We start from the raw sequence: 11906 nt of genomic DNA on the forward strand, positions 1-11906 counted from the left end.
GGCACATTCGCAGCAGATGTTGGGCCCCTTCGCGACCAAGGTCGCTCCCCCCGAGGCTTAACCGAGCAACTCCGCAGGCGTCAAAGCCTGCCCCCGCCATTCAAACGCAACCGGCCACAATTGCTGGTCGATCTGCGAGCCGGCCCAAAGACCGGCAAACGACTGCCCTGCTCCCGGATGCACACGCTCCGGGGCGATCAATGACAACGGCCACAAGACAAAGGCATTTTTGAGAATTTCAGCGCGCGGCAGGATCAGCCCGTCGAAATTGCCGACCAGATCACCGTACAGCAACACGTCGATATCCAGCGGCAAACCGACGCGATCAGGCGCGTAACGGCCATTATCTGCCTCGATGAATTTCAACCGGCGGTCCAGTTCAATCAGCGGCAGATCAGTCAGCGCCGAAACCACCAGATTGAAGAACGGCCCGCTCTTGATCCCCACCGCATGGCTTTCGAACACGGGCGAGCAACTCAGGTCGGTAAGAAACCCGGCCAGGGCATCAAGCCCGGCTGCCAGGTGCCGTTCGCGCTCGATATTGCTGCCCAGGCCCAGGAAAATCCGCGTCAGCGACATCCGCGCTCGATCTCCACGCCCACACCCTTGGCGGCGGCAACGGCGCCGGGCTTGGTCAGTTTGATGTGCAACCACGGAATGTTGAACTCACTCATCAACACCTCGGCCAGCCGTTCGGCAAACGTCTCGACCAACTGGAACTGGCTCTGCGCAGCAAAAGCCTGGATGCGCTCGGACACACTGGCGTAATCCAGTGCCTTGCTCAGGTCGTCGTTCTCGGCTGCCGGGCGGTTATCCCAGGCGAAACTCAAGTCCAGACGCAGGCACTGACGAATGCTGCGCTCCCAATCGTAGGCGCCGATGACGGTGTCAACTTCCAGCCCTTCGATGAACACTCTGTCCAAGCACTACTCTCCACTGCACGACAAGGGCGCGATGCGCCGTTAGAATCAGGGCATCCTCGCCCGGAATGGTTAGCATGTTTTGGTTACTGGCGATATTCGCCTACCTGCTCGGCTCACTGTCCTTCGCCATCCTGCTCAGCCGCCTCACTGGCAGCCCGGACCCACGTGCCAGCGGCTCAGGCAACGCCGGGGCAACCAACATGCTGCGCCTGGCCGGCAAGAAACTCGCCATCCTGACGCTGGCAGGCGATCTTTGCAAAGGCCTGTTGCCTGTGCTGATCGCCGACTACTGCGGCCTGAGCCACAACGAGCAGGCCTGGATCGGTGTCTGCGCGGTGCTGGGGCATCTGTTTCCGCTGTACTTCCGCTTTCAGGGTGGCAAGGGTGTCGCCACCGCCGCCGGCATGCTGCTCGGGCTGTATCCGCCGGCGGCCTTGCTGGCTGCGCTCATCTGGCTACTGACCTTTCATCTGACCCGCACCAGCTCGCTGGCGGCATTGATCGCCACGCCCCTGACCCTGCCACTGCTGGCCTGGCAGGAACCCAGAGTGCTGCTGCCAGTCAGCGTCCTGACCCTGCTGATTGTCTGGCGTCATCGCGGCAATCTACGCGACCTGCTCGAAGGACGCGAACGACATTTTTGAATGCCCGTATGAAAATTGATCAGCACCAAAACCGCTGCACGTCGCCCGCTCACAGGCTCGGCAACTGCTCCATCGGCCAGCGGGCCTGAACACTGATCCCAAGCCCTTCCTTCTGCCCGGCCAGCAACCGCTGGCAGCCGGCATAGGCGATCATCGCGCCGTTGTCCGTACAGAACTGTGGCCGTGCGTAGAAAACCTGGCCGTTCATCTCACCCAGCATGCTCTCCAGCGACGTACGCAGCGCCTTGTTGGCGCTCACACCACCGGCGATCACCAGGCTCTTGAGCCCGGCCTGTTTGAGTGCCCGCTTGCACTTGATGGTCAAAGTGTCCACCACCGCCTGCTGGAAGGCCAGCGAGATGTCGCAACGGGTTTGTTCGCTGTCGTCGCCAGACGCCTGGCACTGCTGCCAGGTGTTGAGCGCCGAGGTTTTCAGGCCGCTGAAGCTGAACGTCAGGCCCGGACGATCGGTCATCGGCCGCGGAAAAGTAAAACGCCCTGGCACGCCTTTGCTCGCCAAATGGGCAATTTCCGGGCCGCCAGGGTAGCGCAGGCCCATCATCTTGGCGGTCTTGTCGAAGGCTTCACCGGCCGCGTCATCCAGCGACTCGCCCATCAGTTCGTATTCACCGATGCCATCGACCCGGACCAGTTGGGTGTGACCACCGGAAACCAGCAAAGCAACGAACGGAAACTCGGGTGGCTGGGCTTCAAGCATCGGTGCCAGCAGATGGCCTTCCATGTGATGCACGCCCAGCGCCGGAATGTCCCAGGCAAACGCCAGCGCTTGCGCACACGACGCACCGACCAGCAACGCGCCGACCAGCCCGGGGCCGGCCGTGTAGGCAATGGCGTCGATATCGGTGGCCACGCAGTCGGCTTCGGCCAGCACCTGACGAATCAGCGGCAGCATGCGCTTGACGTGATCGCGCGAGGCCAGCTCGGGCACCACACCGCCATACACCCGGTGCAGGTCGATCTGGCTGAATAGCGCGTCGGCCAGCAGGCCGCGCTCGCTGTCGTATAATGCGACGCCGGTTTCATCGCAGGAAGTTTCTAATCCCAGTACTAGCATGGGGTGCGCCTTTTCAGGGGGGCAAACTTGACGAGACCGCGCAAAAGCCTGAGCGCTCAGCCTCAAGAAGGCGCGCATCATAGTCGCCGACCCGCATGCCGACCAGTGCTTTTCGATCAGAGGCTTTGCATTCCTGCTGACGAAGGGGTAACATCCGCAACCCTTAAAAACCGACGTATTCAGTGCAACGTTTGCACGAAGCGTTGCCCCCCGGTAATGAATGAAGGTAGCTCTGGATGCCAGCCGTCAAAGTAAAAGAGAACGAACCCTTCGACGTAGCTCTGCGTCGTTTCAAGCGCTCCTGCGAAAAAGCCGGTGTTCTGGCTGAAGTTCGCAGCCGTGAATTCTACGAGAAGCCAACTGCAGAGCGTAAGCGCAAAGCAGCGGCAGCCGTAAAGCGTCACGCCAAGAAAGTTCAGCGCGAACAGCGCCGCGCCGTTCGTCTGTACTAATACAGACTGACGCCGCAAGCTTCTGCCTTGCCCGGCCATAAGCCGGGCTGTCGGCAGTTGTTGTTTACTGACAAAACCCACCAGGCATTGCCTGAGCAAGCGGGTTTGGTCAGCGCACTTCCAGCCTGACTCCAGGCCGTGCGATGCGTTTTCCTGTAAAGCGCTTCAACGCACAAAGACGTTATGCCCTCGCGACTTTTCTCGCTTAAAGCCAACGGGGCTACGTTTCAACCGGCCACACCAGGGCCGGCTCAAGCGCATCTTTCAAAAAGCACCTCAACAAAGCTCCCTGTCGTATCAGGGTCGAGTGCATTGACGTCATTCATACCGCACAATGACGAGCGCTGTAACACCGCATTTCGCCTGATGAGAACGCCATGGCCGGGTTGATTCCCCAGAGTTTCATTGACGACCTCCTGAACCGCACCGATATCGTCGACGTGGTGAGTTCGCGCGTGCAACTCAAGAAGGCCGGCAAAAACCATGTGGCCTGCTGCCCGTTCCACAAGGAAAAGAGCCCGTCGTTCAGCGTTAGCCCCGACAAGCAGTTCTACTACTGCTTCGGTTGTGGTGCGGGCGGTAACGCGCTGGGCTTCATCATGGACCACGACAACCTGGATTTTCCCCAGGCTGTCGAAGAACTGGCCAAGGCCGCCGGCATGGAAGTGCCGCGCGAGCAGAGCGTGCGCGGCCAGAAACCGCGCCAGCCAACCGATTCGCCGCTGTACCCGTTGCTGGAAGCCGCCGCCGAGTTCTACCGCCAGGCACTCAAAAACCACCCGGCGCGCAAAGCTGCCGTCGATTACCTCAAAGGCCGCGGCCTGTCGGGTGAAATCGCCCGCGACTTCGGCATGGGCTTTGCCCCACCCGGCTGGGACAACCTCTACAAACACCTGAGCAGTGACAGCCTGCAACAGAAGGTGATGATCGACGCAGGACTGCTGATCGAAAACACCGAGACCGGCAAGCGTTACGACCGCTTCCGCGACCGGGTGATGTTTCCGATCCGCGACAGCCGAGGTCGGGTGATCGCCTTTGGTGGCCGGGTGCTCGGCGACGACAAGCCCAAGTACCTGAACTCACCGGAAACCCCGGTGTTTCACAAAGGCCAGGAACTGTACGGCCTGTATGAGGCGCGCAAATTCAATCGCAACCTCGACGAAATCATCGTCGTCGAGGGCTACATGGACGTCATCGCCCTGGCCCAGCAAGGCCTGCGCAATGCCGTCGCCACGCTGGGCACCGCCACCAGCGAAGAACACCTCAAGCGGCTGTTTCGCGTGGTGCCCAGCGTATTGTTTTGCTTCGACGGCGACCAGGCCGGTCGCAATGCCGCCTGGCGCGCACTGGAAGCGACGCTGTCGAGCCTGCAGGACGGGCGCAAGGCACGCTTTCTGTTTCTGCCCGAAGGCGAAGACCCGGACACCCTGGTGCGCGCCGAAGGCACGGACGCCTTCAAGGCGCGGATCAACCAGCATGCACAACCGCTGGCTGATTACTTTTTCGAACAACTGACCCATGAGGCCGATCCGCGCTCACTGGAGGGCAAGGCACACCTGGTAACGCTGGCCGCGCCGCTGATCGAAAAAGTCCCCGGCGCCAACCTGCGCACCCTGATGCGCCAGCGCCTTAGCGAGATTACCGGGCTCAGCGGCGAGGCCATGAGCCAGATGGCGCACAATGCCCCGGCGCAGAGCATGCCGGCCCATGACAGCCATGCTGACTACAACGGCATGCCTGACTACGCCGACTTTGCTCCGGCGGGCGGCTATGAAGCCTACGATCAGGAGCCGCAGTGGACGCCGCCCAGAGGTGGCGGCGGTGCCGGTCGTCAGAATCAGAAAAAATGGGACGGCAAGCCCTGGAACAAGAAAGGCCAGGGTCAGGACTTTGAACAACGCAAGCCGCGCACGCCGGTTACGGTCGAGCAACCGATGCAGACCGCCCTGCGCACCTTGCTGCACCACCCGGAACTGGCCGAAAAGGTCGACAATGCGAGCCGGTTTGCCGATGAAGACAATTTCCAGGCGCAGCTGCTGGTCGCTTTGATCGAAGCCCGGCAAAAGAATCCGGGGTTGCGGTCGTTACAGTTGATAGCCCGCTGGCACGGCACCGAACAGGGCCGTTTGCTGCGCGCACTGGCCGAAAAGGAATGGTTGATCGAGGCCGACAACCTTGAACAACAGTTTTTCGACACTATAACTAGGTTAACCGCCCGCCAACGCGAGCGACTCCTGGACCGTTTGATCACCAAGGAAAAGCAGACCGGGCTGACTGCAGATGAAAAAATCCAGCTCTTGAGTCTGCTTTGTCGCAAAGAGCAGACACAAAACCCGACCTCAACTGGCGCGTGAGGTCCTAGCTCGGGTATAATCCTCGGCTTGTTTTTTGCCCGCCAAGACCTTCAGTGGATAGGGTGTTATGTCCGGAAAAGCGCAACAGCAGTCTCGTATTAAAGAGTTGATCACCCTGGGTCGTGAGCAGAAGTATCTGACTTACGCAGAGGTCAACGACCACTTGCCTGAGGATATTTCAGATCCTGAGCAGGTGGAAGACATCATCCGCATGATCAACGACATGGGGATCCCGGTCCACGAGAGTGCTCCGGATGCAGACGCCCTCATGCTGGCCGATGCCGACACCGACGAAGCAGCCGCTGAAGAAGCCGCCGCAGCGTTGGCGGCGGTAGAAAGCGACATCGGCCGCACCACCGACCCGGTGCGCATGTACATGCGCGAAATGGGTACGGTCGAGCTTCTGACCCGCGAAGGCGAGATCGAAATCGCCAAACGCATCGAGGAAGGTATCCGGGAAGTCATGGGCGCTATCTCCCATTTCCCTGGCACCGTCGAATACATCCTCTCCGAATACACTCGCGTCACCAGCGAAGGCGGTCGGCTGTCCGACGTCCTGAGCGGCTACATCGACCCGGATGACGGCATTGCGCCGCCAGCCGAAGTGCCGCCGCCAATGGACGAAAAGACCGCCAAAGCTGCCGAAGGTGACGACGACGAAGACGAAGAGTCCGAAAGCGGCGACGACGAGGAAGAGGCCGAGAGCGGTCCGGACCCGGTCGTTGCCCAGCAGCGTTTCGGTGCTGTTGCCGACCAGTTGGCAATCGCCCTCAAGGCCCTGAAAAAAGGCCGTGACGACAAGCAGGCCATCGCTGAAATGCTGGCCCTGGCTGATCTGTTCATGCCGATCAAGCTGGTGCCGAAGCAATTCGAAGTGCTGGTCGAGCGCGTCCGTGGTGCTCTGGAGCGCCTGCGTGCCCAAGAGCGCGCCATCATGCAACTGTGTGTGCGTGATGCCCGCATGCCACGTGCCGACTTCCTGCGCCAGTTCCCTGGCAACGAAGTTGACCTGGCCTGGAGCGACTCGCTGGCCAACAGCAAGAGCAAGCATGGCGAAGCCATTGTGCGCTTCCAGCCTGACATCAAGCGTTGCCAGCAGAAGCTGCGCGACCTTGAAGAAGAAACCGGCCTGACCGTTGCTGAAATCAAGGACATCAACCGTCGCATGTCGATCGGTGAGGCCAAGGCCCGCCGCGCCAAGAAAGAAATGGTCGAGGCGAACCTGCGTCTGGTGATCTCCATCGCCAAGAAGTACACCAACCGTGGCCTGCAATTCCTCGACCTGATCCAGGAAGGCAACATTGGTCTGATGAAGGCGGTGGACAAGTTCGAATACCGTCGCGGCTACAAGTTCTCGACCTACGCCACCTGGTGGATCCGTCAGGCCATCACCCGGTCGATTGCCGACCAGGCGCGCACCATCCGTATTCCGGTGCACATGATCGAGACGATCAACAAGCTCAACCGTATTTCCCGGCAGATGCTGCAAGAAATGGGTCGTGAACCGACCCCGGAAGAGCTGGGCGAGCGCATGGAAATGCCTGAGGACAAGATCCGCAAGGTACTGAAGATCGCCAAAGAGCCGATCTCCATGGAAACCCCGATCGGTGACGACGAAGATTCGCATCTGGGCGACTTCATCGAGGACTCCACCATGCAGTCGCCAATTGACGTGGCGACCGTAGAGAGCCTCAAGGAAGCCACCCGCGAAGTGCTGTCGGGCCTCACCGCCCGCGAAGCCAAAGTCCTGCGTATGCGTTTCGGTATCGACATGAACACCGACCACACGCTGGAAGAAGTCGGCAAGCAATTCGACGTGACCCGTGAGCGTATCCGTCAGATCGAAGCCAAGGCGCTGCGCAAGCTGCGTCACCCGACCCGTAGCGAGCACCTGCGCTCGTTCCTGGACGAGTAAGCGCTTCAGCGTTCACCAGAACCCCCGGCTTGCCGGGGGTTTTGCGTTTCTGAGCCCTACCCATAACCCTGTAGGACCGGCCGGGCGGCGATCCGTTTTATCCGCGAAGCTTCGCAGCAAAGCAGCTCTTACATACCTCCCCAATCCCACCAATCATCATTTACCCGGCAAGCCCGGCAAATATGTCCTACACCTATGTACGCCACGGGCAAAAAACCTGTGCGCACCGGCCCCCTGTTGTAGCCGGCCTCACTCGCCCGCTTCAACAAGGATGTGCATTCATGCATGGACTTATACTCGACCTCGACGCTTGCCCGTCAATCGACAGTTCCCCGGCACCCTTACCTGCCGCACTGGCCCACGAGCCGGACAAGCGCCTGCAGCTCGCCGCCACGGCCTTTGAACACAGTACCGCAGCGGTAATGATCACCGACACCCACCAGCGCATCCTGGCGGTCAACGCGGCGTTCAGCATCATCACCGGCTACAGCGAACAACAAGCCCTCAACCAGACACCCCGCCTGCTTGCCTCCGGCCAGCACGACAGCGCGTTCTTCGCCGCCATGTGGCACAAGCTCAACGCCGAAGGCCAATGGCAAGGCGAAATCTGCAACCGCCGCCAGAACGGCGACACCTACCCCAGTTGGCTGAGCATCAACACCCAACGCGACGCCGACGGCACTATCAGCCACTTCATCGCGGTGTTTGCCGACATCTCCGACCTCAAACGCTCCGCCGCCCGCCTCGACCACCAAGCCCACCACGACCCGCTGACCGGCCTGCCCAACCGCACCCTGTTCGAAAACCGCCTGAGCAGCGCCCTGCAACACAGCCAGGACTCCGCCAGCCTCGGCGCGGTGCTGTTCATCGACCTGGACCGCTTCAAACCCGTCAACGACACCCTCGGCCACGCCGTCGGTGACCTGCTGCTAAAAAGTCTGGCCCAGCGCCTCAAAGACAACCTGCGCGACATCGACACCGTGGCCCGCCTGGGCGGCGATGAATTCGTGGTCCTGTTGCCCGGCCTGCTGCAAGCCAGCGACGCCCAGAGCATCGCCAGCAAACTGCTGACCAGCCTGCAGACGCCCCTGCCCGCTGGCGAACACCAACTGGTGATCGGTGCCAGCATCGGCATCAGCCTGTTCCCCGATGACGGCCTGGACAGCGCCACCCTGCTCAAAAACGCCGATGCCGCCATGTACCGCGCCAAAGCCAAAGGCCGTAACTGCGTGGAACGCTACAGCCACGACCTCAGCGTACGCCGCCGCGAGCGCATCGCCCTGGAACAGCAACTGCAACAGGCCATCGACAACCACCAGCTAAGCCTGAGCTTCCAGCCGCGCATCAGCCTGCCCGACCAGCGCCTGAGCGGCGCCGCCGTGCAACTGCGCTGGAACCACCCACAACTCGGCCTGCTGACGCCCGAACACTTCATGCCACTGGCCGAAGCCAGCGGCAGCAGCCGCCAGATCGGCGAATGGCTGATGGAAACCGCGTGCCGACAACTGCAGCACTGGCAAAAACAACAACCCGGCTTCGGCCCGCTGGCCATCAGCCTGACCAGCGCCCAACTGCGCCAGCCGCAACTGCCCGAGCGGATGCTGCAACTGCTCAGCGCCTTTCGCCTGAAACCTGCCAGCCTGCAACTGGAAATCACCGAACAAAGCATCATGAACCAGCCCGAACACACCCTCAGCGTGCTGCACAGCCTCAAACGCCTGGGCATCCGCCTGGCGATCGACGACTTCGGCACCGGCCATTCCTCACTGGGCTACCTTAAACGCCTGCCGCTGGACGCCCTGAAAATCGACCGCAGCTTCATCCGCAGCCTGCCCGAAGACCGCCACGACACCGCCATCGTCCGCGCCATCATCGCCCTGGGCCACAGCCTGCAACTGACCGTCATCGCCGAAGGCATCGAAACCCCGGAACAACGGCGGGTGCTGGAAGCGGAAGGCTGCCAGCAGCTTCAGGGGCCACTCATCGGCGCCCCGCTGGCGGCGGAGGATTTTCAGGAAAAATGTGTTGTAACGAGGTTTTTGGAAAATGCCGATGGTGCCGCCCGCCAAGCACCGTTATAATCCGCGACCTGCAAAAGGGCCTATAGCTCAGTTGGTTAGAGCAGAGGACTCATAATCCTTTGGTCCACGGTTCGAGTCCGTGTGGGCCCACCAGAAAATCGAAAGCCGCGCATTGCGCGGCTTTTTTGTATCTTGCGGGAAGCGTCGCTCATCTCGTCTCGCCCCCTCTCATCGTCCACAAAACGTCCGCACCTTCGCCACTCAGCCAGCCGGCGGGCAAGACGCTTCAGAACTTGCATACCGCAAAAAATACGTCGCGCACATAGGTCGCCACCAGCGACATAAGGGCACAACGTGTCGCTAAAACTCAAAAACAGCGACACGTTATTTAGAGATAAACACTCAAGGCCCCCTTGGCCGCATCGCATACTCGAAAGCAGTAGCCGCAACTCAGTCCTGTGACATCGGCTCAGCAAAGCCCAGCACATCACCCAGCGCCTCATCCATCAACTTCCCCACATCCGCACCAAGAAACTCCGCCTGCACAAGCGCGATCAACGCAATCGGGCTCACACCCAAAACCTGCGCAAGATCCCCAATGGTCCCCAGCGTCGGCGAGTACTCGCCCTTTTCCAGCATCCGGACATAGCGCTCGCTGACCACCGCACCGAAGTCTTCCTGGGTCAGGCCCTTTAGCCGTCGCAGGCGCTTGAAGGTTGTGCCGAAGGCAACGTTGTAGTCCATCTGTGGCTGCTCAAAAAATGAGCATTCAACACGTTGCACAAAAACCAGAACAGGAAGTATGCTTCCGGTAACGAAACGCATCTTTATGCGATCAACCCATCCTCATCGTCCATCCAAGGAGGAGTTCATGAGCCATCACATACCCCCAATCACTCTCAACCATCTACCTACCCTCTCCCCCCGCCCCGACAACGCCGCCGATCACACCGGCAAGCGCCGCGGCACCCTGACGGCAATCGCCTGGTATCGCTCCAGCCGCTCCGGCAAAGGCACGGTCTGGCTATGCCGATGCGACTGCGGTCTGTTCGAGTACCGACGCCCCGGCACGTGGGCCAACCGGCCTTCTCCTGACGACACATGCAAAGCCTGCCTGCGCGCCAAGGGGCCGAATGCGCGACATACGGCACCGGCGCGTTTGCAGCGTTGGGCGGACAGTTTGCGCAGTCTCGGGCTGACCGATGCGGAGATTGCCAGGATTCGGGCGCCGGGCATGATGGTGGAAACCCGAGGTTTAACGGCTAGTGAGATACGTGAGCAGTTGGCTGTTATGGATGTACGTTAGACAGTGAGCCGAATATCCAGCACTATCAGCTCATTCGATGAGCCGAATAGGCTCTCTAATCGGCTCATGAGCGAGAATGCTATGCAGAACCCCTTCTGGATCTGGCAGCAGCCCCAATGGCCGCATTTTAATTGGCAAGCCGACATACTGGCGCCGCTGCTGCGTGCCTGCACGATGGCTCAGGGTCGTTTGCTCGGTATGGTCGGTGCCGTCAGTGCGGATGCCGAGGCGCAGAGCCGTCTGGATGCCATGTTGCGCAATATCATTACCTCGTCAGCCATTGAGGGCGAGCAGTTGAATGCTGGCTCGGTGCGTTCCTCTCTGGCCCGGCGCTTGGGCATTAACGAGCAAGGTCCGGTGTCGCCTCGCTCTGAAGGGTTGGCCGAGTTGCTGGTGGATGCCACCGGCACGTCTTCACAACCGCTTGATCTGCAGCGGCTGTTTGCCTGGCACCGCTGGCTGTTCCCGGTTGATGAGGGATTGTTAGCTCGCCCGCTCGGTATCGGCACGTTGCGCGGCCACGAGCCGATGCAGGTTGTCTCCGGCCGGCTTGATCGGCCTACCGTGCACTTTGAGGCGCCACCCCGTGAGGGACTGGAGCAGCAACTGGATACGTTTCTTGCGTGGTTCGAGAACAGCCGCAGCGATAGCCAGCTTGATCCGTTGCTACGCGCCGGTATCGCCCATTTCTGGTTTGTCACCCTTCACCCGTTCGATGACGGCAATGGCCGCCTGACGCGCACCATCACCGACCTGGCCTTGGCCCAAAGCGAGCAGCAGGCTATCCGCTTTTATGCAATGTCGGCGAGCATTCTGGAAGATCGCGCCGGTTACTACCGCATTCTTGAGGCCAGCCAGAAAGGCAGCCTGGATATCACCGCGTGGCTGCAATGGTTCCTGAGCACGCTGCTGAACAGCCTGGAACAAGCCTTGGCCCGGATCGATCGGGTACTGGCCAAGGCCCGCTTCTGGCAGGCGCATCGTGATCAGGCCCTGTCGGCAGAGCAAATCAAAGTGCTTAACCGCCTGCTCGATGAGGGCATCAGTGCAGCGCAATACCAGGCCGTTGCCAAGGTTTCCAAGGCTACCGCCACACGGCACTTGAGTGACCTGATGGAAAAGGGCTGCCTTGTGCGGCTGCCGGGTGGTGGGCGTAGTACTCGTTATCAGATTGCGGTGAGCTGAAATTCATCGAACACATGCTTGAATTGGTCAC

10 protein-coding genes, 1 tRNA gene and 1 pseudogene are annotated in these 11906 nt (G+C 60.6%); 8 read left to right on the top strand and 4 right to left on the bottom strand.

All coding sequences use genetic code 11. The features are described from left to right. Positions 1–57: 57 nt before the first annotated feature. Together folK and folB are read right to left on the bottom strand one after the other, a co-directional pair. The gene (folK, locus tag NJC40_RS03830) at positions 58–579 is read right to left on the bottom strand and encodes a 2-amino-4-hydroxy-6-hydroxymethyldihydropteridine diphosphokinase (protein ID WP_253142399.1); all 522 of its coding nucleotides are present in this window, start codon (positions 577–579) and stop codon (positions 58–60) included. Further along, the gene (folB, locus tag NJC40_RS03835; RefSeq protein ID WP_045484303.1) at positions 570–923 is read right to left on the bottom strand and encodes a dihydroneopterin aldolase; all 354 of its coding nucleotides are present in this window, start codon (positions 921–923) and stop codon (positions 570–572) included. The genes folK and folB overlap by 10 nt, the downstream gene beginning before the upstream one ends. Positions 924–997: 74 nt before the next feature. On the opposite strand from folB, the gene plsY reads away from it, so the two are divergent. Further along, entirely contained in the window at positions 998–1567 is a 570-nt protein-coding gene (gene plsY, locus NJC40_RS03840) for a glycerol-3-phosphate 1-O-acyltransferase PlsY (protein WP_045484306.1), read from the top strand. 49 nt (positions 1568–1616) lie between these two features. Here plsY and tsaD read toward each other — a convergent pair whose 3' ends face one another. Further along, positions 1617–2642 (bottom strand): tRNA (adenosine(37)-N6)-threonylcarbamoyltransferase complex transferase subunit TsaD, encoded by a 1026-nt coding sequence (gene tsaD, locus NJC40_RS03845; RefSeq protein ID WP_253142398.1) that lies wholly within the window; start codon positions 2640–2642, stop codon positions 1617–1619. A gap of 236 nt (positions 2643–2878) precedes the next feature. On the opposite strand from tsaD, the gene rpsU reads away from it, so the two are divergent. The 5 genes and pseudogenes from rpsU (at position 2879) to NJC40_RS03870 (ending at position 9537) form a co-directional block, all read left to right on the top strand. Further along, positions 2879–3094: a 30S ribosomal protein S21 gene (gene rpsU / locus NJC40_RS03850; protein WP_003255575.1), complete on the top strand. Its 216-nt coding sequence runs from the start codon at positions 2879–2881 to the stop codon at positions 3092–3094. A gap of 377 nt (positions 3095–3471) precedes the next feature. Continuing rightward, positions 3472–5448, top strand: a complete 1977-nt coding sequence (gene dnaG / locus NJC40_RS03855; protein WP_045484313.1) for a DNA primase — start codon at positions 3472–3474, stop codon at positions 5446–5448. A 67-nt stretch (positions 5449–5515) separates the two neighbouring features. Then, positions 5516–7363, top strand: coding sequence for an RNA polymerase sigma factor RpoD (rpoD, locus tag NJC40_RS03860; protein ID WP_045484316.1), 1848 nt, complete (start codon positions 5516–5518; stop codon positions 7361–7363). A 284-nt stretch (positions 7364–7647) separates the two neighbouring features. After that, a pseudogene (locus NJC40_RS03865) lies at positions 7648–9444 on the top strand (putative bifunctional diguanylate cyclase/phosphodiesterase); the annotation flags it as partial. Positions 9445–9460: 16 nt separating this feature from the next. Then, positions 9461–9537, top strand: a tRNA-Ile gene (locus NJC40_RS03870). A 297-nt stretch (positions 9538–9834) separates the two neighbouring features. On the opposite strand, the gene NJC40_RS03875 is transcribed toward NJC40_RS03870, so the two are convergent. Next, the gene (locus NJC40_RS03875; protein WP_492180500.1) at positions 9835–10209 is read right to left on the bottom strand and encodes a helix-turn-helix domain-containing protein; all 375 of its coding nucleotides are present in this window, start codon (positions 10207–10209) and stop codon (positions 9835–9837) included. A gap of 46 nt (positions 10210–10255) precedes the next feature. On the opposite strand from NJC40_RS03875, the gene NJC40_RS03880 reads away from it, so the two are divergent. Together NJC40_RS03880 and NJC40_RS03885 are read left to right on the top strand one after the other, a co-directional pair. After that, positions 10256–10690, top strand: coding sequence for a hypothetical protein (locus tag NJC40_RS03880; RefSeq protein ID WP_253142397.1), 435 nt, complete (start codon positions 10256–10258; stop codon positions 10688–10690). 81 nt (positions 10691–10771) lie between these two features. Beyond that, the gene (locus NJC40_RS03885; protein WP_253142396.1) at positions 10772–11875 is read left to right on the top strand and encodes a Fic family protein; all 1104 of its coding nucleotides are present in this window, start codon (positions 10772–10774) and stop codon (positions 11873–11875) included. Positions 11876–11906: the final 31 nt, after the last annotated feature.

The organism is Pseudomonas sp. 21LCFQ02 (assembly GCF_024129895.2).
Lineage (GTDB): Bacteria > Pseudomonadota > Gammaproteobacteria > Pseudomonadales > Pseudomonadaceae > Aquipseudomonas.